This window comes from Geobacillus sp. FSL K6-3411, from assembly GCF_037965715.1.
GTDB classification, from domain to species: domain Bacteria; phylum Bacillota; class Bacilli; order Bacillales; family Anoxybacillaceae; genus Geobacillus; species Geobacillus thermodenitrificans.
Genome location: NZ_CP150187.1, coordinates 218,282 through 240,826 on the forward strand (window position 1 = coordinate 218,282; position 22,545 = coordinate 240,826).

A 22,545-nucleotide genomic window follows, 5' to 3' on the forward strand; every position below is an offset into this window, starting at 1 on the left:
GTATAGAGCGAAATAGACGGAGAAAGCAGGGAACCATTGGAGGAAGAGCATATTTTACCATCTTTTCCGATGCTGTACGAAGTACAAAAGGCTTTTTGGCTTCCCCTCGAGCAGCGATCGGACGGAACGGCACTTATACATGGTAAACCGTCTACTTATACGCTCTGTTGCGAAAATGCAACAGATGAACGAAGGGGGATGGAGGAATCGCAACACGCTTTGCCTGTTTGTTGTATTTTTGCAACGAGTTGTTGTTGTTTTGCAACAAAACAGCGAGTAAGATGAATGGTAGAGGTTTGTCTTTTTTGAATATTCATAACAAATTGTTTTGGCATAGAAATTGCTTAAATAGAAAATAAGAAGGGCGGGGATGGCGATGAGAGTGAAAGACATAATGACGAGAACGACAACGGTTATTTTTGAAAACGATTTCCTTGAACAAACAGCTCGCATGTTGGCTGAGCGTAGGATTGAGGGAACGGTCGTATTTCGCCGCGAAGGGGAAATCTCCGGAGTGTTGACGGCCAACGACGTGTTGTTTGGCCTCATGCAAGGGAAAACGACCGTACGTGAAGTGATGCATCCGTCGTTGCCGCCTCTTTCCATCCATGACTGTATCGAAAACATCAAGTTTGGCGATGGTTCGCTCCGTCCGGTTGTTGATGAAAACGGCCGCCTTGTTGGCGTGTTGACGAAAGGACAATATTTGGAGGCGTATGCAAAAGCGGTGCAGCTCCGCTTAAAACATATGGATGCTATTTTCAACGCTGCCCATAACGGTATTATATCGATCGATGCCGAAGGGCGGATTACATCGATCAACCCGCCAGCCGAAAAAATGGCACGAACGACGAAGGAAGAGGCCATTGGCCGGTTTTTAACCGATGTCGTCATCCCGTCCGGCTTACTTGACGTCGTGCGCACGGGGGAGGGACATACGGAAAAATATCGCGTCGGCAAGCGCATCTATATTACGAACCGTTCCCCTATTATTGATGAAGGTCAGGTGGTTGGAGCGGTCGGCGTGTTCCAAGATATTTCCGAGATCGAGTTTATCTCCCATGAACTTGAGACGGTTAAACAAATCGTCAATGAGTTGCAAACGGTGATGGATGCAGCTAGCGATGGCATCGCCATTATCGATCGCCACGGGGGGATCGTCCGGCAAAACGAAAAATGGGCTGCTTTATTCCCGAGTATGGAACATCAACGTGTTCCTGCCCCACTTGAGCGGGTCGTGCGCCAGGCGTTTGACAGCTGCCAATCGTGTTCGATGCTTCATCAAGGGGCGGAAACCGGTAACACGTTGATCGTTTCCGCGGTGCCGATCATCGAGAAGGAAGGCCAGGCGGAGCGGCTCGTCCTCTATGTTAAAGATATGACTGAAATGGAACAGCTGCGTGTTGAACTTGAGGAGACGAAGCGGTTGCTCCATACGCTAAGCCAGAAGGAGGATGGCCTCATTTACCGCGCCCCAGCGATGGCGCATATGGTCAACATTGCCAAGCAGGCAGCAGCGGTCGATGTAACGGTGCTTCTGACCGGGGAGTCGGGTACCGGAAAGGAAGAGCTGGCGAACTTCATCTGGAGGCAAAGTGCTCGCAGCAACCGTCCGTTTGTGAAAGTGAACTGCGGGGCGATCCCAGAAACGTTGATGGAGTCCGAACTGTTCGGCTATGAAGCGGGGGCGTTTACCGGTGCAGCGAAAAAAGGGAAAAAGGGCTACTTTGAACAGGCGGACGGCGGGACAATCTTTCTTGATGAAATTAGCGAAATCCCGCTTCACTTACAAGTAAAGCTCCTTCGTGTGTTGCAGTCGATGGAAATCGTTCGTCTCGGGGCAGAGGCGCCGAAACAAATTGATGTGCGCGTCATCGCTGCCACGAACAAGCCGCTTGAGGAACTTGTCACCGCTGGGCGGTTTCGCGCCGACTTGTTTTACCGGTTGAACGTCATGCCGATTGTCATTCCACCGTTGCGCGACCGGAAGGAAGACATCCCGCTCTTGGTCGACCATTATCGAAAACGGTTTGCTGAAAAATATCAGAAACCACTTGTATTCACAGACGGTGCGCTCGAGGCGATGATGGATTACCACTGGCCCGGCAACGTCCGCGAACTTGTCAATGCTGTGGAGCGCATGTTTGTGACTGCCACCTCATCTATCGTTGATGAGGATCAAGTAGCGAAATGGCTCCACCTTGAGCCGTCGCCGACCATAAGCCCGGTGGCGATAGGGGAAATCATCCCGCTCAAACAGGCGGTGGCCGAAGTCGAGCGACAGCTCATGATCAAGGCGCTCAACAAAGCAAGAACGTATCGACAAGCAGCAAAGCTTTTAGGTGTTGATGCGTCCACGCTCGTGCGCAAGGCACAAAAGTACAAAATCAAATCATTGGGAGGAGAAGACGATGGAGTTTACGTTACCAGCCGAGATTGAATTTTTGAAAGAAAACGTGCGCAAGTTTGTCAGAGAAGTTGTTGAACCGGTGGCGATGGATATTGAGGAAAACGACCACATTCCAGAAGATATTATCGAAAAATCGAAAGAAATGGGCTTGTTCGGTTTAAGTATTCCGGAAGAGTACGGCGGCCTCGGCTTGTCGATGGTCGGCAAATGCGCCATTTACGAAGAGCTCGGCAAAACGCATAATGGCTATACGACGTTAATTGGCGCCCATACTGGCATCGGCACCGTCGGTATCGTCGAGCTTGGCACGGAGGAACAAAAGCAGCGCTACTTGCCGAAAATGGCGACAGGGGAATGGATTGGTGCTTTTGCTCTCACTGAACCGAGCGCCGGCTCAAACGCTGCTGCCTTGAAAACGACCGCCGTCCGCAAAGGCGACCGCTACATTATTAATGGCTCGAAACATTATATTACAAACGCCGTTGACGCCCACGTGTTCACGGTGATGGCCGTCACTGATCCGTCGAAAGGTCCGAAAGGCATCACTTCGTTTATCGTGGAAAAGGATTTTCCAGGGTTTACGATCGGCAATGTTGAACGCAAAATGGGGCTGCGTGGGTCACATTCGGCTGAGTTGTTTTTTGACAACTTGGAAGTGCCGGTCGAAAACGTGCTTGGAAAAGAAGGAGAGGGCTATATCAACGCTTTGAAAATTTTAGCGAACGGTCGCGCCGGTCTTGCCGCCCGCAACCTCGGTTCATGCATCCGCCTGCTCGAATATTGCATGGAATACGCCGAGCAGCGTGAACAGTTCGGCAAGCCGATCATCGAGCAACAGGCGATTCAACATATGCTGGCGGAAATGAGCATGTTAATTGAAGTGCTGCGCTCGACGGTCTATCGCGTTGCCTGGATGGTTGACCAAAAGATGCGTGTCGTCAAAGAAGCAGCCATCGCAAAACTATTCGGTTCAGAAGTGTACAACAAAATCGCCGATATGGCCGTGCAAATTCACGGTGGCCTCGGCTATATGAAAGACTATCCAATCGAACGCTACTTCCGTGATGCCCGCATTACAAAAATTTATGAAGGCACCTCGGAAATTCAACGCAACATTATTGCGAACGAACTGCGGAAAGAATACGGAAAAGTGCGGGTGTAAATGAAAACACTGTGTGCATTTGTATTTGCCAAAGGTGAAGGTATTGGATGAAATCGTTGCATTCGTGATTACGGTCCAGGTATAAATGTGTTGCTTGTCAAAGCCATCAATCGCATTCACCGATTGTCCAATGACATCGGGCGGCCGGCTGATTTTGCCGACTACCCGATCACGGAAGAACAGGTTGCGGGAACTGTTCCGGTGGTTGCTTCCGCCCTGGTTAGCTCCTCATGCCAACTGAAGGGATTCGGGTGAGCGGATGAGGTGTTGTCCGCCATGTAAAGAAAGGGATGTTGCCGAAAATCGTTTTTGTTGCCCTTGGGATGGAGAGAAGTCGTGACAGAACAATAGTTCTAGAGGAGACATACATGGTGCCTGAACCTTCCTTTGCAACGGGCACACGGGCTGTTGCTACATAGCCTGCTAGGGGCCGGTGATCATTCGCGCAAACGGCGCACGAGTGAATCGAGTGACCAAAGCCGGCTGCCGCTTAGCCATAAATGGATAGACATGGCGAGCAAGGCGAGATTGAATTCATAGCCCGTCTCCTGTCCGTTGCCAAGCAAGCCGGCGTCTGCTTTGACGGTGATGATCGCCCCGATCATGATGACGGCAAACGCTGCTGCCATCAGGCGCGTACCAAGTCCAAGCATCATCGCCCAGCCGCCGGCGAGCTCCACAATGGTCACGATGTAGGCAAGGGCGGCGGGAAGGCCCATCGCGAGAAATGATGCTGCTGTTTCCTCAAGCCCTTGATGCCATTTCATCCACCCGTGAACGAAAAAAATAAAGCCGGTGACAATCCGCAATAGGAAAACCCCCAGTTCGTGAAGGCGAGACATTGCCGAGCCCTCCTCGTCCAATTGTCATGGTAGTACATGATATGTCTTGTTTCTTATACGAATTCCTCTCATTCGCGATTTGGAAGCCAATCGGCTACAATGGAATGGAACACGGCTCCTTGTGTGAACATAGGCCGGAACGAGGAGGATGGATATGAACATCGAAATTTGGTCTGACTTTGTCTGTCCGTTTTGCTATATCGGCAAGCGCCGTTTAGAACAGGCGCTTGAACAGTTTCCGCATCGAAAAGACGTTACGGTCGTATTCCGCAGCTTTGAGCTTGACCCGAATGCGCCAAAAGAGACGCCGTTAACCATCCATGAAATCATTGCGCAAAAATACGGGATTACGGTGGAGGAAGCGAAGCGGGCGAACGCCGATATTGGCAGACAAGCGGAAGCAGTTGGTTTGACGTTTCGCTTCGAGACGATGAAGCCGACGAATACGTTTGACGCCCACCGTCTGGCGCAATACGCCAAGGAAAAAGGGAAGCTCCAGGACGTTGTCGAACGGCTGTTTTTTGCGTATTTCACCGAATCGAAGCACATTAGCGACCGAGATGTGCTCCTTGATATCGCCGAAGCGGCTGGGCTTGATCGAAGCGAGACGGAAGCGGTGCTTGATGGCGACCGCTACACGGAGCAAGTGCGGGAAGACGAGGCAGAAGCGGCCCAGCTCGGTGTCCGCGGTGTGCCGTTTTTCGTCCTTAACCGTAAATATGCGATTTCCGGCGCTCAACCGATCGAAGTGTTTCGTCAAGCGCTAGAGAAAGTATGGGAAGAGGAACAAAAAGCTTCATCTTTGCAGCCGCTCGCTGACGAAGGCGGGGCATGCACGGACGGAAACTGCTCGCTCGACTAACCCGTTTGTCAAGCAAACGAAAAACCGGCTAGACTCTGCTAGCCGGTTTTTTTCGTAAGAGGAGGTGAAGAAGGTTAGCCGCGCTTTACAAACAGCGGCAAGTCTGTATGTCCCATCTCGCGCACGTAGACGAACAGCTGCCCTTTATGATGGATTTCATGGTCCATCGCCATCTGCAAAAGCTGCTTTGCTGACATTTGAACTCCGAAGATGGCAGTTAAATCGATTGTGCGATTGAATTCCTCATCACTCATTGATTCTAGCAACTGTTTCGTTTTTTCTGTATACGTTTCCGCCAGCTTGGCCAAATCCGTCTCTGGATCCTCCATTTTTGGCTGGAACAGCGCTGGATCCCCGTGTTTGGCGACGTTGGCAAAGTTGTAAAAGCTGAACACCATATGAGTCGCTAGCTGCTTCGCTGTCATCGACGTCGGCGTCGGTTTGAAGTCGTAATGTGCCTCATCGATTTTGTTGATCAGCTCCATCGTGACATGACGGTGGGAAAGGAAATATTGCACCCATTGTTGTGCGCGGGGCATAGCGATTCCTCCTTTTGGTTATGGATTCCTGTTTTCCATTCTACCATAAACGTCCTCTTTATCGTCAGCGAGGAAGCTTGACTAGAAAGGTAGTCCCTTGGCCAGGAGTGCTATGGACGTCGATGGTTCCGCCATGAGCTGATACGAATTCGTTAGCGATAGCCAGCCCCAGTCCCGTTCCTCCGCGGTTCCGTGTTCTGGCTTCATCCGTGCGATAAAATCGATGGAACAGAAAAGGCAAATGCTCCGGTGCAATGCCGATGCCCGTATCTGTAACGGCAATTTGCAGCATGGAAGGTTCTTCGTCAATCACCACGTTCACCGTGCCGCCTTCAGGAGTATAGCGGATCGCATTGACCAACAAGTTCAGGAATACTTGGGTAATGCGATGCGGATCGACGGAGATCGTTGTGTAGTTTGTCGAACAAGCTAGATGGATGCGGATGTTTTTTTCTTCCGCGCTGGGAGCTACCCGCTCGATGAGTTGTTGCAAAAGACTTTCCATATCTGTTGGTTTCCGTTCAAGCGGCAATTTGCCAGCTTCGGCGAGTGACAGTTGATGCAAATCTTCTACGAGACGAGTCAACCGAATGAGCTCATCTTGTAGCGGCAGCAATTTCTCCGGCTCGATGGGGCGGCGTTGTTGCTGAAACCAATCAAGCTTTCCGCGCAAGATCGTTAGGGGGGTTCGCAGTTCATGGGCGACATCGGCCATCAAGCGTCGGCGAACTTCCTCCGCTTGCTGCAACTGTTTGGACATCTCGTTGAACGTTTGGGCGACTTTGCCGTATTCATCTTTCGTGATCACCGGTGCCTGAATGCCGAATTCCCCTTTTCCGAGACGGTCAATCGCAGGCAGGAGAAGCTCGAGCGGTGCTGTGAACCGTTTCGACAGCCAATGGGCGACGAAGAGGGAAATAAGCACTAACGCGGCAGCGCTGAGCAAGGATAAAGTGGCGACTGAACTTGTGATTCCCTTCCGCACTTTGGCCATATTGCCGACTTCATGGTCGTAGTAGTGCAAAAACGCTACAGTTTTTCCATCTGCTTGCACCTTGGTAGAGATACCTAGACCAATCATCCATGACACTGGAACTTCCCCCGTTGTATATAGCTGCTTGCCCTCGGGAGATAGAAGAACCACCCCAGCTTGTTCATGTTTTTTCATGATATCCGTGTTGAGGCGGATGTGTTGGATGCCGTTCCAAGAGCGATGGTGCGTTTCGTAATAATGAGCAAAAGCAGTTGCCAGTTCGTTCGTTTCGTGACTTCGATCAACCTTTAGCATCACGTCCAGTATATTGATGACGACCACCTTGGTGATGAGGGAAAACATGATTCCCATGCCGATAATAAAGACGGCCATTGTAAAAAACAGCTTACGCCTGATGCTCATATCTGCTCACCGAACCGATAGCCGAATCCATAGACAGTTTGGATATAGACTGGACGGGACGGATCATCTTCAATCTTTTTACGAAGCCGGCTGATATGAGCATCGACAGTTCGTTCATCGTTGAAAAGGTCATCTTCAAAAATGCTTTGCAACAGCTGCAGCCGGCTATATACGACACCTGGCTTTGCCGCTAGAGTGAGCAGCAGCTTAAATTCGGTCGGCGTTAAGGAGATTTCGCTTCCTCGTTTCCATACGCGGCATTGCGCTTCAGAAATGGTCAAGTCGCCGCGTTTCATCAGTTCCTCCTGATTGTCTTGCCCTTCGATTCGCCGCAATACGGAGCGAATGCGGGCTGCCAGTTCCCTCAGGGAAAAAGGTTTGGTGATGTAATCATCAGCTCCCACCTCTAGGCCAATGATTTTGTCAGTTTCCTCTGTCTTTGCTGTGACCATGATGATTCCAACATGGCTCGTCTTACGAAGTTCGCGGCACACATCAACCCCGCTCATTTCAGGAAGCATCCAATCAAGCACCACAAGGGATGGATTGGTTTCTTTTGCTTTTTGCAGCGCTTCCTTTCCCGTTTTGGCTGTGACAATTTCAAATCCTTCCTGTCGCAAAAAGGGCTCCATAAATTCAAGGACTCTTTCTTCATCATCCACTAATAATAACGTGTGAGGCATATCTTGTTCCCCCTTGTTTGTTCTGTTCTCTTTTCATTATAGCCCCATATGGACAGATTTAGGAAAATGTCACTAAACCTGCAAAAGTTCGTCATTAGTTTGCAACATTGTCTAGGTAAAATGTGACCGTAGCATGAAGATGTAACGACAGGGACCAAATTAGGTCATTGGACAGACCAATGTTTCGGGCTGCTTAGGACGATGAACATGAAAAATCCTTTTGATGAAGAAAGGAGGATGAACATGAAACAAATCCTTTTGAACCTGTTGGTTTTGCTTGGGGGATTGGTTGGGGGATTGATCGTATCGATTGTGGTCATCGATGTTAGCTACCAATGGTTTGGTGTATCATTCGGCTCTCTCATTCTCTTGTTGCCGGTAGTTTGTGCAGTCATCGCGCTTACGATGTTTCGACGTAAATGGAAAGAATAGCGAAGCGGGAGGAAGACCATGAGCAAGGAAAGACATCGCAATAAAATGATGTACCTTTCACGATGGATGTTTGCCATCCTTGCGTGGGGGTTGGTTGTCAGTGTGGTGGTTCAGACGTTTTGGGCGGGGATGGCCATCTTCAACAATCCTATATATTGGAAGAATCATATTGTTTTTGTGCATTTCTTTGAAATGGTGCCCATTCTGATGCTGATCGTTGCGTTTGCGGGGCGGCTTCCAAAGAAGTTGTGCTGGCAGAGCGCAGGATTAATAGGACTAATTTTTATCCAATATTTCACCGCTAATTTGAAAATCGTCGGTATGCTTCATCCTGTGATTGCCTTGGGGCTGTTTTTCATGTCTTGGAATGTGGCCCGACAGTCAGGAACATGGCATTTGTCTACGGAACAAGGAGGAAAAGAGAAATGAAGAAGCTGCTTTTGGCTCTCTTCACTGCTTTGTTTGCTGGGTTGCTTGGCGGAATCGTTCTATCGGAAATGATCGCCGTAGCAACGTGGTTCTTCCTTGGTCCGTCCCCTTGGCTGAAATGGCTGAAATATATGCCGATTTATCTGGCTGTTTTTGTAGCGGTTACTACATGGATCGTGTTACACTACAAATCAAACAGAAGGAGCGATAACATTTAGCTGAAAAATGTGGTAGCTGTATTTGTGGAGTCTTTTCTTTCTTATTTTCCTCTTTACAAATGGATTTGCAACCAAATATGAAGTTTTCAGGGGGATTGATTGAAAGCTTTACCTGGGAGCATCTCCTGAAGATATAAATCAACAGGTCGCTTGGAAGTAGGATAGGAGAAAATAGTTAAGTCGCTTGAAGGAATGAAATCAAACTTTCTGAGTCACCAGTTCGGTACGGAGCATAAGGCGCAACCGCAGAAAACGGTTGCGCCTTATTTTGTTGCCCTGGGGAAGTATCTATGGCATTTTGGAATGACATGCTTATTCTAATAGTAACAAATTCTAATAGTAACAAACTCCCAAATGACGGAAAGGGGAAGGGAGATGCCGAAGATTTTTCTTGATCCAGGGCATGGGGGCAATGATACGGGCGCGGTCGGCAACGGATTGCGTGAGAAGGATATCACGCTGTCCATCGCCTTGGAGATAAGCCGCATTTTGCAAAACGAGTACGAAGGAGTCTCGGTGCAGCTGAGCCGAACGAAAGATGAAACGGTATCGCTTGCTGAACGGACGAGGCGGGCCAATAGTTGGGGAGCCGATCTATATGTGTCAATTCACGTGAATGCGGGCGGTGGCACAGGATTTGAAGACTACATTTACCATGGGCTGTCGGAAAGTTCCCAAACGGCCCGCATTCGCGATGTGCTGCATGAAGAAATTGTCCGAGCGACTCAATTCCGCGACCGCGGCAAAAAGAAAGCAAATTTTCATGTGCTAAGGGAAACGAAAATGTCGGCGGTGTTGACGGAAAACGGGTTTATCGATCATAAGGAAGACGCAAAACAATTGACCGACCCTAATTTTTTGCGGATGATTGCCCGCGGTCATGTCAACGGGTTGGAACGGGCACTTGGATTGAAGAAGAAAGCAAGCACTCCGAACAATCCTCCTAGAGATCCAGACAAAGGCACGCCGAGCACCGGCCGTTTGACGCGTGTCATCGTGGATGGGAAGCAAGTCGGTGCTTTTGTTGAACCAGACAACGTGTTGCGCCAAGTGGAGCATTATTTAGGAAGAGCGAAACGGATTGTGCTTGAGCAAGTAGAGGAATGATGGGAACGCTTGCCTAGTTTTAATGAGGCAAGCGTTTTTTCGTCGGTTCTAGTGGAAATGCCGCTTCCTTCTTTGTCCATTCATCATATGAGTATAGCAATCAACGAAGGAAGGGGGAAGGGCAGTGTTTGGCTATTCGATTGTGCAGTTAGCCCGCCGTCATGCGGGGCGGCTTGATCACCCTCTCCGCCATACGCTTGTCAACATGTACAAACCGATGACACGCATGCCATGCATTTTCCACCGTTGGATCGAGCGCTGGCTGCGGAAGTGGCGGACTGTTTCTGTTCTGATCGAGGTTGATGACGATGAAGGGATTGAAGCGCTCACCGAGGCGGAACGGAATCATTTTCGCATGAAAACGCATCACCATTTCCGTCATGTCCCGATATGGAGCGCGACAGTGACACCGGCAGCACTTGAGCAGTTGCTGGAGAATCCAAAAGTGAAAAAAGTGTATCTCAACCGCACGATCAAGGCGGTATTAAACAACGCGGTGCCATCGGCCAATGCGAAACACGTCACTGTCAATGAAACAGAGCTGAGCGGCAAAGGAGTGACGATTGCGATTGTCGACACAGGCATTGACCCTCATCCGGATTTAGAGGGGCGGATTACGGCGTTTGTCGACTTGGTGAATGGAAAAACGGCACCGTATGATGATAACGGACATGGAACTCACTGCGCTGGCGATGCGGCCGGAAACGGACGCATGTCGGACGGGCTATACGCCGGGCCAGCGTATGAGGCGAACCTCGTTGGCGTCAAAGTGCTCAATCGCTCAGGGATGGGTACGCTAGAAACCATTATGCGCGGTATTGAATGGTGCATCGACTACAACAAGAAAAACCCGGCCAATCCAATTCATATTATTTCTTTATCGCTTGGTGGGGAACCACAGCCGTTCCCGGCTGAAAATGACGATCCACTTGTACAAGTCGCTGAGCGGGCATGGGAAAATGGCATTGTTGTCTGTGCGGCAGCGGGAAATGAGGGGCCGAATTATGGGACGATTGCCAGCCCAGGCATTAGCGACCGCATCATTACTGTCGGTGCCCTTGATGACCGTGATACAGCGTCAACACGCACCGATGATGCTGTAGCGCCTTTTTCGAGCCGGGGGCCGACAAGATATGGTGTGACAAAACCGGATCTGGTCGTTCCCGGGGTCAACATTATATCGCTTCGTGCCCCACGTTCGTTTCTTGACAAGATGAATAAGCAAAGCCGGGTTGGTGACTATTATATGTCGATGTCCGGCACATCGATGGCGACGCCGATTTGTGCTGGCATTGTTGCTTTAATGCTTCAGGCCAAACCAGATGCAACGCCGGACGAGATCAAGCAGGCGTTAAGGGACAGTGCCGATTTATGGAAAGAACGCGACCCGAACGTATATGGGGCGGGTTACGTGAATGCGAAGCGGGCCATCGAACAGTTACTGAAGCGTTAGAAAAAAGAGGGAGGCGCTTATTGAGCGCTTCCCTCTTTGCTTTCGCGGTTGTTGTAGCCTCCGCGGTTGTTATAGTCGTATTTCGACGGGTCGATCGGCTCGAAGCCTTTCGGGGTATAGAACCGGAGTAAATCGCCGTAAACGACTTTATCCGATAAATCGAGCTTCGTACGGGCGATTTGTTCGAGACGTTGAATTTCTGGCGTCTCTTCAAGCGGTTCACCCGTTTTTGTATCATAGTATTTACCGTTGACTGATGTGACTGTCGGCGTGACAAAGTCGCCGTTGCGGAACGGAACCATTTCTTGATGGTCTGGCGACAACAAATCCGTTCCGAAGTGGACATAGTTTTTCGTATCGATGCCGAGCAAGTGCAACAGCGTCGGCAACAAGTCGATTTGCCCACCGAACTCGTGAATCGTGCCACCTTTGACGCCTGGCACATGAATGAACAGTGGGACTCGTTGTAACTGAGCGTGCTCATACGGCGTAATTTCCTTGCCTAGAATTTGCGACATCGCTTTGTTATGGTTTTCCGAAATGCCGTAATGGTCGCCGTATAAAATGATGACCGAACGGTCGTACAGACCGGATTCTTTCAAGTAATCAAAGAACTCTTTGAGAGACTCATCCAAGTAACGAGCCGTTTGGAAATAACGGTCGACCGAGCCATCTCCCGTCGTCGCTGGCGCAATCGTTGCTTCTTCCTCGCCAATCGGATATGGGAAGTGGTTCGACAGTGTAATAAATTTCGCGTAGAACGGCTCTTTCAACGTTTCTAACAGCGGAATCGACTCCCGGAAGAATGGTTTGTCTTTCAATCCATAGTTCAAGACGTCTTCGTCTTTCATGCTGTAGTAGCTGGCGTCAAAGAAATGATCAAACCCGAACGATTTGTAAATTTCATCACGGTTCCAGAATGATTTGTAGTTGCCGTGAAAGACAGCGCTTGTATAGCCGTATTGGCGCAAAATGGCCGGAGCCGCATGATACGTATTTTGTCCTTTTGTCGTAAAGACAGCGCCCTGCGGCAGGCCGTACAGCGAGTTTTCTAACATAAACTCCGCGTCCGATGTTTTCCCTTGTCCTGTTTGGTGGAAAAAGTTATCAAAATAGAACGTATTCGGATCGCGGGTGAGCGAGTTTAGGAACGGGGTGACCTCTTCCCCGTGCAGTTTGTAGTTAATGACAAAGTTTTGCAGTGATTCCAGATGGATGTAAATGACGTTTTTCCCTTTTGCCACACCGAAATATTTCGGATTCGGCTCAGCGTACGTCGCTTGCACATGGTTCAGCACCGTCGTAATGTCACTTTTGTTCGCAAACGCCCGCTGTGTCGATGATTTCATGCTTTGGATCGCATCGTAAATCAAGTAGTTGTATACACCTAAATATTTGACGATATAATTGCGGTCAAACGTTCTTGTCAGCAGTTGCGGACGATCGGCCTCAGCAAGCGCCAAGTTGACGCTGAACATTAAAATGGCTGAGGAAAAAATGACACCTTTTTTGAGACGACCGGCCCGCACTTGCGGGAGCGAGAACCGTTTCGAAAAAATGATGACCGCTAAAATGGCCGTGTCCAAGAAATAAAACACATCATACCATCTGAGCAACTCCAAAATACTTCCGCCCAGATCACCGAAGTTTTTCGTTTGTGTCAACGTCGGTAATGTAATAAAATCGCTGAAAAAGCGATAATAGACGATATTGGCGTATAAGATGAACGATAGAATGAAATTAATAATAATAAGCCATCGATAAAAGCGTGTTTCTTTGGCTAAGAATGCTAAACCAAGGAAAAACACCGCTGAGCTGAGCGGATTGATAAATAGCAAAAACTCCTGCATGGAGTTACTAATGCCAAGGTTAAACTCCGCTAAATAAGTGACATACGTCTTCAGCCAAAATAAGAGCACCGCAAAAATAAAAAAACCTATACCTTGGTTAGGGAGAGAACGGTACTTATTTAGCAACTTTTCCCCAATCGTTTTCACGTTCTCTTCTCCTCCTTTGTCTCATATCCATTGTCTCATATTCTTAAACAATTTATTTCTACAATTTTATATAAACAGCTACTGCACCGTGCAACGCAATTTGCGCTATTACATCATTTTACATCGGAACGTCTCCATGTCAAGTAGCATAATACTTCCATTGCCAAAAGTCAATGGAATGTTTTTTTAGGACTGCCGTATGCCTCCTTTCCTGTTGTCTGCTCCCCGTATAGTGTTGGACTTCCATTTATATACCATACATATAGACGAATGGAAGACGAAAAGGTTTCAATGTTTGTTCAAAAATATTCCGATGTCAGTGTCCATGCCCTTTACCCATTTTATTAGACAAAGAGGATGTTATGATAAAAATTGTTGTGGTTTTAATCAGTTTAAGCGGGATCAGATTGATCATCCTGAACCGATACCCCCACCCATTGTCATAGGTAAGTAGGGGGATCAATCGGTGTTTTTCCACATCGACTGTAGATGGGGGAGTGTTCAACAGCTAGCGGAAGGAAGTCGCAGGTGACACAATGCGCGGCGCTTATTACAAAAATGTGTCGAGAAGACAAGAAATATTTCCCCGGAAATCGATGTATGTCGAATGGTGAAAAAGTACCCTTTCTGTCCGGGAAAGCATATAGTGCGGCAGGGGGGATAAAAATGTGGTTATGGATATCGATGATTTTATTGGCTTTTAGTGTAAGCATAGACAGTTTGAGCGTAGGAATGTCCTACGGAATGAGAAAAGTACGTTTCCCTCTGCCTTCGTTGACACTCATTGCGTGTATGTCGGTAGTTATGATATTGATATCGATGAATATCGGTCGGCTGCTGGCGATCTTTTTGCCATGGGGAGTAGAACGGGGGCTTGCATCCTTTATTCTCATCATCCTCGGGGGATGGGCCATCTACAATGTATATAAAACAAGACAGAAGGAGGCGGTGGCGACAGAATGGGAAGATATGGGGCAAGGAAACGCGGCCCATAGCGCCCTCCAAGTATTAACAAAACCTGAATTTGGCGATCTTGACCGTTCCGGTTCAATTAGTCGAAAAGAGGCTGTATGGCTTGGTCTTGCGTTGTCAATGGATGCTCTTGGTGCTGGGATTAGCGCGTCTCTCTTGAATTTTCCATCTTTACCATTTGCTTTGTTAGTCGGATTGTTTAATCCATTGTTCATTCGGCTTGGGCTTATGTTAGGTTGCATGATGGCGGAAACGAAAATGATGAAAAAAGCGACGATATTACCCGGCATCATGCTGATTGTACTTGGATTAATCAAATTGTTTCGTTGACACCTTTGGTGCGGCTCATTCGTAATGGTGAATGAAGCATACATCATCAAAAAGGAGAGAGGTCCGTTGTGGAAAAAATTATTATCTAAATTCGGCATTGGTGCTGCAAAAGTCGATCTCGTCCTGCACCATTCCCATGTTCGGCTTGGGAAGATATTGGAAGGAGAATTTTGGTTAGAAGGGGGAACAGTGGCACAGCAAATCCGCAAACTAGAAGTGGCGCTTGAATTGGAAGTACATGTCCAAGGCAAGTCATACCGCCGCACGGTAGCGATTATTCCGGTCGCTTCTTCGTTCACGATTCAGCCTGGGGAACGGAAGACGCTGCCATTTTCGTATCAATTGCCGCTGCACTTACCGATCAGTCGCTCGATGGTTCGTTATACGTTCGTCACCCGGCTCGATATTGCAGGTGGCGCGGATGCGTATGACCGGGATACTATCGAGATCTTGCCTCCTACAGTGCTCGAACAAATCTTTGCCGCTTTTGCAGAGCTTGGTTTCCGGGAAAAGCCGACGTCTGGGCGCATTACACCGTATGGGCAAGAATTTTCGTTCTTCCCGACAGGTGAATTTCATGGGCTCGTCCAAGAAGTCGAATTTTTTGCCCTTGTCGAGGAAGAAGGCGTGCGTTTACATATGGAAGTGGATGTCCGTCACGGCTTTGGTAAGGAGCGCGAAATGAAGCGAGAACTGTTCATCCCGATCGAACAGCTCCGCGATTCTAGTGCGGCAGCGCGTCTGATTCGAGAGACCGTGGAGGAAACGGTACAGGCAGCTGGAGCGTTCAGTACGTTTGGTGGACAACCGTTGGCCACACCGTCTTCACCGATGTATCGTCATTCCGCTAGTCATTATCCATCTGCTCATCATTCGCACCATGGTCGACACGGATGGACGGGAGCCGTTGGCGGGTTTGCGGCTGGAATGTTGGCGGGAATGATCGCGGAAGAGTTGCTTGATGATGTGGTGGAGGATGTGATGGATGATGTCGCTGACGGATTAGACGTGGGTGACTGGTTTGATGGCGGCGACGGATTTGACGGTGGGGATTGGTTGTAACATTATCCCAAAAGGTAGAAATTATACGGTCTATCAGTGATGTGAAAGATCGGATTTGTTGTAGCCTTATCGCCAAAAGGTGTCTCGCTTTGAAGTGGCCCCCTTGTAAACAGGAATAAAAACATATTTAAACAGCCTGAGTTCTGTATTCATAAGGACTCAGGCTGTTTCATTTTTGGAAAACGTTGGTGGTTATAAAAATAAATATTGTTGTGCGTGGTATTCTTCATCTCTCGCCTGGTTAAAAGCTGTTGACACACATGAAAAAGTGTTCCACTACAATGAGGAAAGCAGTTGCCTCTGGCGTGTGATCTCGTTCAGCTTTTTCATAAAGAATGTCTGCAACGAGCAAACAGTGCTGTCAATGTAACGGAAGGGAGATGTTCTCTCCAAACGAGGTAGCTTCTTCCTTGCGGCAGAGAGGAGCAGATGACTCGACGGCGAATACATAGAATACATAAAAGAAGGAAAACAGTTAAGCCGCATGGCGCTCGAGAAGAGGAAAGGTAAAAATGAAGGAGGCGTCATCGATGCGTTACTATATCGTTTTTGATATCGGTGGTACGTATGTGAAGCATGCTGTCATGAACGAGCATGGCGATTTTTTACAGAAAGGGCGTTATCGGTCGGAGCGTCATGACTTTCATCAATTTCGAGATGACTTACTTCATATCGTTCGTCAAGCTCAAGCGAATTATGAGCTTTCCGGCATCGCGATCAGTTCCGCGGGCAGCGTTGATAGCGACAGCGGCATCATCGGCGGAAGCAGCGCCTTACCGTGCATTCACGGCCCAAACTTTAAAGAAGTATTTGGCGGGGCGACGGGCCTGCCGGTAGAACTGGAAAACGACGCAAACTGCGCAGCGCTCGGTGAGTTATGGAAAGGAGCGGGTCGGGGCTGCCGTGATATTGCGTTTGTCATTGTCGGCACCGGTATCGGCGGGGCGATTGTGAAAGACGGACACATTCATAAAGGAGTGCACCTGCACGGTGGGGAATTTGGCTATATGTTGATGGATGTTCGCTATAAAAACGGAACGGTTGAATGCAAAACATGGAGTGAACTGGCGGCGACAAGTGCGCTGATCCGGATGACTGCTGAGGAAAAGGGAATACCGCAGAGTGAACTGGACGGAGAAAAAGTATTTGCGTTGGCCGAGAGCGGTGATGAAGCCGCGCAAAGTGCGATCGACCGGTTTTACTTCTCGCTAGCCCACGGCATTTTTAACTTGCAGTATGCATACGACCCGGAAAAAATCATTTTAGGCGGAGCCATTAGCAACCGTCCGGATTTTGTTGACGAAATTAACAAGCGGCTTTCGGTGCTGTTGTCGCTCGTGCCGATCGCGAAAGTTCAACCGGTTGTGGCGACGTGCCAGTTTAAAAACGATGCAAACTTGCTCGGTGCCTTGTATCATTACTTAGAGCGTCGCGGAGAGTTAGGGGAAGCATCCGGCTGATCGGCATCCCACTGATGGGGCAGCCCCATTGGATTCATCCGATCCGCGCCGTTATTTGTACAAGCAAAGCGTCCATCCGAACAACGCGTGGGTAGTAGAAATGAATGATTTATAGTACAATAGAGCAGGCGCGGCCGAAAGCGGGGTGCTATTTTGCCGCTTGGCCCATATGTATAGAAAAGGACGATCCCGCGCAGAAAGGATGGACACGGATGGATTGGATGGAGTTATTGAAGGCCGTCATTTTAGGAATGGTGGAGGGATTAACGGAATTTGCTCCTGTTTCCTCGACCGGCCATATGATTATTGTCGATGATCTTTGGCTGAAATCAACCGAGTTTTTAGGCAAATACGCTGCCAATACGTTTAAAGTCGTTATCCAGCTCGGCTCGATTTTAGCTGCTGTGGTTGTGTTCAAAGATCGATTTTTAGACTTGCTTGGTATTCGCGGCCGCCATCCGGGCGGGAAGCCGCGGCTGACGCTTCTTCATGTTATCATCGGCCTTCTCCCAGCTGGGGTGCTTGGCGTGTTGTTTGAAGACTATATTGATGAACATTTATTTTCAACGAAGACGGTGCTCATCGGCCTTGTGCTTGGTGCGCTATTGATGATCGTTGCCGACCGATTCGCGAAAAAAGCAGCACGGGCGCAGACGGTCGACCAAATTACATATAAGCAGGCGTTTCTTGTCGGCTTAGTGCAATGTTTATCGTTATGGCCGGGATTTTCCCGCTCCGGATCGACAATCGCTGGTGGTGTGCTTGTCGGCATGAGCCATCGCGCTGCGGCTGATTTCACGTTCATTATGGCTGTTCCGATTATGGCTGGAGCGAGCGGACTGTCGCTCTTGAAAAACTGGCAATACGTCACCGTGGCCGATATCCCGTTTTTTATCGCTGGTTTTTTGAGCGCCTTTGTCTTTGCTTTGCTCGCGATCCGCTTTTTCCTGCATCTGATTAACCGCATCCGCCTCGTGCCGTTTGCGGTGTATCGGATCGCGCTTGCTTTTATCATCTACTTCTTATACTTTTAAGTCATGCCGCCCGGTGGAATGGTTCCACCCGGCGGTTTTGATTTGTGGGAAAATGCGTTGTACATGGGGAAAAGGAACGAAGAGAAGAAAGGAGAGTTTTCTTCTTAGTTGAAAAACGAGTAAACAACGAGGCGATGCCCTAAACGTGTGCTGGGCATCGCCTCTTTTAGCTAGCGGGCGGTATTTTGAATGAGAGCAAGAAGCGTTTGCAGCGGATCACTGCTGCCGGACTTCTCCATGTTTTTCTTATAGCGGTCTTTGTTTTCATACAGGCGGTGGATAGCGGCCGGCAGTGATTCGTTTGTCACTTCTTCTTCCATCAGCACCTCGGCGTAGCCTGCTTTTTCAAATGAACGTGCGTTTAGGATTTGGTCGCCGCGGCTCGCTGCTTTCGAGAGCGGAATGAGCAGCATCGGCTTACGCAAGGCGAGTAGTTCGAAAATGGCGTTCGCACCAGCGCGGGAGACGACGATATCGGACAACGCCAATAGGTCTGGCAGCTCTTCGTTGACATATTCGAACTGTTTGTATCCTTTTTGGCCTACAAGGCTTGTATCGACGTTGCCTTTGCCGCAAATGTGAACGATATCAAACTCGGAAAGAAGCACCGGCAAGCTGGCACGCAAGGCGTCGTTAATTTTTTTCGAGCCTAAGCTGCCGCCCATGGCGAGCAAGACCGGTTTTTGGCCGTCGAACTGGCACAACTTCCGTCCTTGTTCTGCGCTTCCGTGCTTCAGCTCCTCGCGGACGACGGCGCCAACGTAAACGGCTTTATCGGTGTTGACGTGCTGTTTTGTTTCCGGAAAGGTGAGGCAAATTTTTGTCGCAAATGGCATGGCAATTTTATTGGCCAGCCCGGGCGTCAAGTCCGATTCGTGGATGACCGATGGCACACCGTTCAACCAGGCACCGAGAATGACGGGAACGGAGACGAACCCGCCTTTTGAAAACACGATATCCGGTTTTTCTTTTTGGATGAGGCGGTAAGCTTGCCAAACACCTTTTAGCACATTAAACGGATCTTTGAAGTTTTTCCAGTCGAAATAGCGGCGCAGTTTTCCGGTCGAAACCGAATAGTACGGCACACCGTCGATGCGCCCGATAATCTCCCGTTCAATTCCTTCATGGGAGCCGATATAGACGATGTCCCATCCTTGCTCTTTCAGTTTCGGGATGAGAGCGACGTTAACCATCACATGTCCGGCCGTACCGCCGCCGGTTAAGACGATTTTTTTTCGCAACGTAGATCACCTGTCTTCTTTACAATATGAGAACGTTCAATGACCATCTTTTCTGGCTAAGCCGCCTTTCACGATGCGGTCAATGCGGTGTTTGCCAATAGGGGTGAACCCATTGGCAAGCCGCTTTTTTACGGTCTAGAGGCCATATATCGATATGTATTATAGCAAATTCAAGATCATTTATGGAGGAAACTGAACGACTGTAATTTTCGTATAAACCAAGGAAGCGAAAAAGGTCGCGAGTCGCATGAAATTACCATAATTTTAATTTTGATTTTTCATCGAATTTATATATCATCATCATTAATCTAGCAATTTGTTTAAAAAGAAGATATCCAGTTTCTTAGGTTTTAAAGGAAGGAAATATTGATAAAGTGCTGTTGAGAGGTGAAGGCGATGTTGGCATGGCTTGTTGGAGGTTTGATGGTTGGAATCATTGGTTATGGGGTTGTGCCGACAATCGTCATTCGCAAAAAAAGGTTGCGTCTGTTTTGTGAAGGAACAGCGCCTGACTGCCTTGCTTTGACGTTTGATGACGGTCCCGACCCGTATTATACGCCAAAACTGCTCGATTTATTAAAGAAATATGGAGTGAAAGCGACCTTTTTTGTGGTCGGTCGAAAAGTGGAACGCCATCCGGAGATCGTGCGGCGGATGGTGGAAGAAGGGCATGAAGTCGGTATTCATAATTACCGTCATATCAGCAACTGGCTGCTTCCGCCGCTGTGGCTCGATTGGGGAGTGCGTCGGGCGGCTGCGGCGATTGAGCAGGCGACGGGTCAACGTCCGATGTATTACCGGCCACCATGGGGCCATTTTAATGCTTGGACGCCGGTCGTGCAAAAACGGTATACAACAGTGTTATGGTCGCATATTCTTGGTGATTGGAATGAAAAAATCGGTGCGATGGAGCTGTTCCGTCGCTTGCGCGCTGCCGTGCGCGGCGGGGCGGTCATCGTGCTTCATGATAACGGGGATGCGCTAGGCGCTAGCAAACGTGCGCCGGAACAAATGTTGTCTGCTCTTGAGCTGCTGCTCAAAGACGAAGTAGCGAAAAAGATGCGTTGGGTGACGATTACGGAACTGAGAAACGCGCAAACTAACAAACAAATCTCGTCGATGTGATGGGGGAGCTATGGATACGGGCGCATGGTTGCCTTATGTTCAGTCATATGGATATGTAATGCTGTTTTTGTTTTTATTTTGCGGCATCGTCGGCATCCCGGCACCGGAGGAAAGTTTGCTTTTCTTCGTCGGTGTGGTGATTGCGAAAAATCAATTGCTGCTTTGGCCGACGCTTGTCTCGTGCTGGGGTGGAACGATGGCCGGCATGGTGGCGGCGTATGGCGCCGGCAGACGGTGGGGATCGCCGCTTGTGCAAAAGTATGGCAAGTATGTCGGAATTACAAACGAACGGTGGGAGCGATCCCGCGATTGGTTTTGCCGCTACGGGAAATGGGGCATTTTGTTTGGTTGCTATGTCCCGGGGGTGCGGCAAATATGTCCATATATGGCGGGGGTGAGCCGGTTCCCGTTTCGGACGTTTCTTTTGTTGGCTATGCTGGGGACAGCTGGCTGGGTCGTTCCGCTGACATTGGCTGGTCTATTGCTTGGCCAACATATCCATATCCCCCTGATTTCTTTTCCGCTTGCCGGTTTGGGATTGTTTTTGCTCTTTTTGTTGGCGACATGGATTGGACAGCGGAGACGCAAAAAATCTGTTGAAAGCTAAAGGTGCGATCGATGATGAAAGTGTTGTTTTTGCCGCTGTTTCAAATGAATACGGGACACCATAAAGTGGCCGATACGTTGATCGATTTTTTGCATCGCCAGTTTCCATGGGTCGAAAGCAAAAAAATCGATTTTTTAAGTTATTGCAATGAGCTGATGGAAAAAATGGTGTCGGGAGCTTATTTGCGTTGGATTCGTTCGCATCCTGCTTCATACCATCGCGTGTACAAGACGTTTATGTATGAGGAGTCTCTGCGGCTCGAGTTTATTTCATTTGAGCCATGGCTGCCGTATTTCGAAGGCAAAATGAAAAAGATGCTCGAGCAGGAACGTCCGGATTTAATCGTTTGCACCCATTCGTTCCCGTCGCGCATTTTGCAGCAACTGAAGCGAAAAAAAGTGCTTGCCATCCCAGTAGTCAATGTCTATACAGATTTTTTTATGAACAGCATTTGGGGCAAGCGGTTTATTGATTACCATTTCGTCCCCCATCAGGAAGCAAAGCGGGAGTTGATAGTAAAACACGGGATTGACGAAAGGCGGATCGTTGTGACTGGCATCCCAGTCCATGATACATTTATGAAAATGCCAGAAGTGAGACGGAGAAGGCAGCCGACCCATGTGCTCGTTGCTGGCGGAAACCAAGGGCTTGGCAATATGACGGCGTTTTTGCGGGCGGCTCGAACGTCGACATTGTTTCGTTATTCAGTGTTATGCGGCGCTAATAAGCAGCTGTATCATGAAATTGCTAGCTGGCAGCTTCCTCACATCCGCCCGCTTCCGTACATCAACAGTCCGGAGGAGATGAATCAGCTGTACGATGAGGCGGACGCTGTCATTACAAAACCGGGTGGAGTGACCATAAGCGAGCTGCTTCATAAGCGCATCCCAATTTTCACCATTGACTGCTTGCCCGGACAGGAGCGGATCAATTGGCAATATTTGCGGCGCAACGGTCTTATTTATCACTTGGCTGAGCCGGGCAACGGCGAACGGAAAATGATCCGCCTGTTGACCGATGATGTAGAAAAAAATCGGTTTTTTCGCCGCGTGTCTGACTATTTTGCCGGGGTGGAAAAAACGGGGCAAGAAGCGCTCGCGGAAGTGGTAACAGCAATGCCGCAGCAGCGCATGGCTTGGCGCGCTTTTCGCCCATAGACGAGAGGCTGTCTCAAAAGGTCGTCT

General features: G+C 49.0%; 21 protein-coding genes. 15 read left to right on the plus strand and 6 right to left on the minus strand.

The features are described 5' to 3' along the window. The first annotated feature begins 370 nt into the window (after nucleotides 1-370). Both NSQ22_RS01175 and NSQ22_RS01180 read left to right on the plus strand, forming a co-directional pair. The gene (locus NSQ22_RS01175) at nucleotides 371-2,440 is read left to right on the plus strand and encodes a sigma-54-dependent Fis family transcriptional regulator (protein ID WP_029761567.1); all 2,070 of its coding nucleotides are present in this window, start codon (nucleotides 371-373) and stop codon (nucleotides 2,438-2,440) included. After that, nucleotides 2,412-3,572 (plus strand): acyl-CoA dehydrogenase family protein, encoded by a 1,161-nt coding sequence (locus NSQ22_RS01180; protein WP_011886655.1) that lies wholly within the window; start codon nucleotides 2,412-2,414, stop codon nucleotides 3,570-3,572. The genes NSQ22_RS01175 and NSQ22_RS01180 overlap by 29 nt, the downstream gene beginning before the upstream one ends. A 437-nt stretch (nucleotides 3,573-4,009) precedes the next feature. On the opposite strand, the gene NSQ22_RS01185 is transcribed toward NSQ22_RS01180, so the two are convergent. Next, entirely contained in the window at nucleotides 4,010-4,414 is a 405-nt protein-coding gene (locus NSQ22_RS01185) for a DoxX family protein (RefSeq protein ID WP_008881501.1), read from the minus strand. Between the two features lie 154 nt (nucleotides 4,415-4,568). Here NSQ22_RS01185 and NSQ22_RS01190 point away from each other — a divergent pair, with 154 nt between their 5' ends. Beyond that, entirely contained in the window at nucleotides 4,569-5,276 is a 708-nt protein-coding gene (locus NSQ22_RS01190) for a DsbA family oxidoreductase (RefSeq protein WP_081157215.1), read from the plus strand. Nucleotides 5,277-5,350: 74 nt separating this feature from the next. Here the strand turns inward: NSQ22_RS01190 and NSQ22_RS01195 are convergent, their stop codons facing one another. From NSQ22_RS01195 to NSQ22_RS01205, 3 genes are all read right to left on the minus strand, one after another. Continuing rightward, entirely contained in the window at nucleotides 5,351-5,815 is a 465-nt protein-coding gene (locus NSQ22_RS01195) for a DinB family protein (protein WP_081157214.1), read from the minus strand. Between the two features lie 64 nt (nucleotides 5,816-5,879). Next, nucleotides 5,880-7,211 (minus strand): ATP-binding protein, encoded by a 1,332-nt coding sequence (locus tag NSQ22_RS01200; RefSeq protein ID WP_081157213.1) that lies wholly within the window; start codon nucleotides 7,209-7,211, stop codon nucleotides 5,880-5,882. Next, nucleotides 7,208-7,894, minus strand: a complete 687-nt coding sequence (locus NSQ22_RS01205; RefSeq protein WP_081157212.1) for a response regulator transcription factor — start codon at nucleotides 7,892-7,894, stop codon at nucleotides 7,208-7,210. Before NSQ22_RS01205 ends, NSQ22_RS01200 begins: the two co-directional genes overlap by 4 nt. A gap of 243 nt (nucleotides 7,895-8,137) precedes the next feature. On the opposite strand from NSQ22_RS01205, the gene NSQ22_RS01210 reads away from it, so the two are divergent. The 5 genes from NSQ22_RS01210 (at nucleotide 8,138) to NSQ22_RS01230 (ending at nucleotide 11,533) form a co-directional block, all read left to right on the plus strand. Continuing rightward, a complete protein-coding gene (locus NSQ22_RS01210; protein ID WP_008881496.1) occupies nucleotides 8,138-8,326 on the plus strand; it encodes a hypothetical protein in 189 nt (62 codons plus the stop codon). 18 nt (nucleotides 8,327-8,344) lie between these two features. Beyond that, on the plus strand, nucleotides 8,345-8,755 hold the full coding sequence (locus NSQ22_RS01215) for a DUF6220 domain-containing protein (RefSeq protein WP_008881495.1): 411 nt from the start codon (nucleotides 8,345-8,347) through the stop codon (nucleotides 8,753-8,755). Next, nucleotides 8,752-8,973 carry a DUF5957 family protein gene (locus NSQ22_RS01220; RefSeq protein ID WP_011886658.1) on the plus strand — a complete coding sequence of 74 codons (222 nt, stop codon included), beginning with the start codon at nucleotides 8,752-8,754 and terminating at the stop codon, nucleotides 8,971-8,973. The genes NSQ22_RS01215 and NSQ22_RS01220 overlap by 4 nt, the downstream gene beginning before the upstream one ends. A gap of 375 nt (nucleotides 8,974-9,348) precedes the next feature. Continuing rightward, a complete protein-coding gene (locus NSQ22_RS01225; RefSeq protein WP_081157211.1) occupies nucleotides 9,349-10,080 on the plus strand; it encodes an N-acetylmuramoyl-L-alanine amidase in 732 nt (243 codons plus the stop codon). A gap of 124 nt (nucleotides 10,081-10,204) precedes the next feature. Continuing rightward, on the plus strand, nucleotides 10,205-11,533 hold the full coding sequence (locus tag NSQ22_RS01230) for a S8 family peptidase (protein WP_008881492.1): 1,329 nt from the start codon (nucleotides 10,205-10,207) through the stop codon (nucleotides 11,531-11,533). Between the two features lie 17 nt (nucleotides 11,534-11,550). On the opposite strand, the gene NSQ22_RS01235 is transcribed toward NSQ22_RS01230, so the two are convergent. Beyond that, nucleotides 11,551-13,530: an LTA synthase family protein gene (locus tag NSQ22_RS01235; RefSeq protein ID WP_081157210.1), complete on the minus strand. Its 1,980-nt coding sequence runs from the start codon at nucleotides 13,528-13,530 to the stop codon at nucleotides 11,551-11,553. Between the two features lie 666 nt (nucleotides 13,531-14,196). On the opposite strand from NSQ22_RS01235, the gene ytaF reads away from it, so the two are divergent. The 4 genes from ytaF to NSQ22_RS01255 all read left to right on the plus strand — a co-directional run bounded on the left by ytaF (nucleotide 14,197) and on the right by NSQ22_RS01255 (nucleotide 18,388). Next, the gene (gene ytaF / locus NSQ22_RS01240) at nucleotides 14,197-14,832 is read left to right on the plus strand and encodes a sporulation membrane protein YtaF (protein ID WP_008881490.1); all 636 of its coding nucleotides are present in this window, start codon (nucleotides 14,197-14,199) and stop codon (nucleotides 14,830-14,832) included. 66 nt (nucleotides 14,833-14,898) lie between these two features. After that, nucleotides 14,899-15,894: a sporulation protein gene (locus NSQ22_RS01245; protein ID WP_081157209.1), complete on the plus strand. Its 996-nt coding sequence runs from the start codon at nucleotides 14,899-14,901 to the stop codon at nucleotides 15,892-15,894. 530 nt (nucleotides 15,895-16,424) lie between these two features. Then, nucleotides 16,425-17,354 carry an ROK family protein gene (locus NSQ22_RS01250; RefSeq protein WP_060475529.1) on the plus strand — a complete coding sequence of 310 codons (930 nt, stop codon included), beginning with the start codon at nucleotides 16,425-16,427 and terminating at the stop codon, nucleotides 17,352-17,354. A 212-nt stretch (nucleotides 17,355-17,566) separates the two neighbouring features. Further along, nucleotides 17,567-18,388 carry an undecaprenyl-diphosphate phosphatase gene (locus NSQ22_RS01255; protein ID WP_008881487.1) on the plus strand — a complete coding sequence of 274 codons (822 nt, stop codon included), beginning with the start codon at nucleotides 17,567-17,569 and terminating at the stop codon, nucleotides 18,386-18,388. Between the two features lie 170 nt (nucleotides 18,389-18,558). Here NSQ22_RS01255 and NSQ22_RS01260 read toward each other — a convergent pair whose 3' ends face one another. Next, entirely contained in the window at nucleotides 18,559-19,629 is a 1,071-nt protein-coding gene (locus NSQ22_RS01260; RefSeq protein ID WP_008881486.1) for an undecaprenyldiphospho-muramoylpentapeptide beta-N-acetylglucosaminyltransferase, read from the minus strand. Between the two features lie 396 nt (nucleotides 19,630-20,025). Between NSQ22_RS01260 and NSQ22_RS01265 the strand changes: the two genes are divergently transcribed. From NSQ22_RS01265 to NSQ22_RS01275, 3 genes are read left to right on the plus strand one after another with little or no spacing between them, the layout of a single operon-like run. Beyond that, a complete protein-coding gene (locus NSQ22_RS01265) occupies nucleotides 20,026-20,754 on the plus strand; it encodes a polysaccharide deacetylase family protein (RefSeq protein ID WP_008881485.1) in 729 nt (242 codons plus the stop codon). 10 nt (nucleotides 20,755-20,764) lie between these two features. Further along, nucleotides 20,765-21,361 (plus strand): DedA family protein, encoded by a 597-nt coding sequence (locus tag NSQ22_RS01270; protein ID WP_060475530.1) that lies wholly within the window; start codon nucleotides 20,765-20,767, stop codon nucleotides 21,359-21,361. An 11-nt stretch (nucleotides 21,362-21,372) separates the two neighbouring features. After that, nucleotides 21,373-22,518, plus strand: a complete 1,146-nt coding sequence (locus NSQ22_RS01275; RefSeq protein ID WP_327054905.1) for a UDP-N-acetylglucosamine--LPS N-acetylglucosamine transferase — start codon at nucleotides 21,373-21,375, stop codon at nucleotides 22,516-22,518. The last annotated feature ends 27 nt before the right edge of the window (nucleotides 22,519-22,545 follow it).

Excerpts from the sequence above, each read along its gene's own strand:
- NSQ22_RS01210 (WP_008881496.1), top strand. The coding sequence starts at position 8,138 with ATGAAACAAATCCTTTTGAACCTGTTGGTTTTGCTTGGGGGATTGGTT.
- NSQ22_RS01225 (WP_081157211.1), top strand. The coding sequence starts at position 9,349 with ATGCCGAAGATTTTTCTTGATCCAGGGCATGGGGGCAATGATACGGGC.
- NSQ22_RS01250 (WP_060475529.1), top strand. The coding sequence starts at position 16,425 with ATGCGTTACTATATCGTTTTTGATATCGGTGGTACGTATGTGAAGCAT.
- NSQ22_RS01185 (WP_008881501.1), bottom strand. The coding sequence starts at position 4,414 with ATGTCTCGCCTTCACGAACTGGGGGTTTTCCTATTGCGGATTGTCACC.
- NSQ22_RS01190 (WP_081157215.1), top strand. The coding sequence starts at position 4,569 with ATGAACATCGAAATTTGGTCTGACTTTGTCTGTCCGTTTTGCTATATC.
- NSQ22_RS01175 (WP_029761567.1), top strand. The coding sequence starts at position 371 with ATGGCGATGAGAGTGAAAGACATAATGACGAGAACGACAACGGTTATT.
- NSQ22_RS01220 (WP_011886658.1), top strand. The coding sequence starts at position 8,752 with ATGAAGAAGCTGCTTTTGGCTCTCTTCACTGCTTTGTTTGCTGGGTTG.
- NSQ22_RS01215 (WP_008881495.1), top strand. The coding sequence starts at position 8,345 with ATGAGCAAGGAAAGACATCGCAATAAAATGATGTACCTTTCACGATGG.
- NSQ22_RS01180 (WP_011886655.1), top strand. The coding sequence starts at position 2,412 with ATGGAGTTTACGTTACCAGCCGAGATTGAATTTTTGAAAGAAAACGTG.
- ytaF (WP_008881490.1), top strand. The coding sequence starts at position 14,197 with ATGTGGTTATGGATATCGATGATTTTATTGGCTTTTAGTGTAAGCATA.
- NSQ22_RS01255 (WP_008881487.1), top strand. The coding sequence starts at position 17,567 with ATGGATTGGATGGAGTTATTGAAGGCCGTCATTTTAGGAATGGTGGAG.
- NSQ22_RS01265 (WP_008881485.1), top strand. The coding sequence starts at position 20,026 with ATGTTGGCATGGCTTGTTGGAGGTTTGATGGTTGGAATCATTGGTTAT.
- NSQ22_RS01200 (WP_081157213.1), bottom strand. The coding sequence starts at position 7,211 with ATGAGCATCAGGCGTAAGCTGTTTTTTACAATGGCCGTCTTTATTATC.
- NSQ22_RS01275 (WP_327054905.1), top strand. The coding sequence starts at position 21,373 with ATGATGAAAGTGTTGTTTTTGCCGCTGTTTCAAATGAATACGGGACAC.
- NSQ22_RS01205 (WP_081157212.1), bottom strand. The coding sequence starts at position 7,894 with ATGCCTCACACGTTATTATTAGTGGATGATGAAGAAAGAGTCCTTGAA.
- NSQ22_RS01270 (WP_060475530.1), top strand. The coding sequence starts at position 20,765 with ATGGATACGGGCGCATGGTTGCCTTATGTTCAGTCATATGGATATGTA.
- NSQ22_RS01195 (WP_081157214.1), bottom strand. The coding sequence starts at position 5,815 with ATGCCCCGCGCACAACAATGGGTGCAATATTTCCTTTCCCACCGTCAT.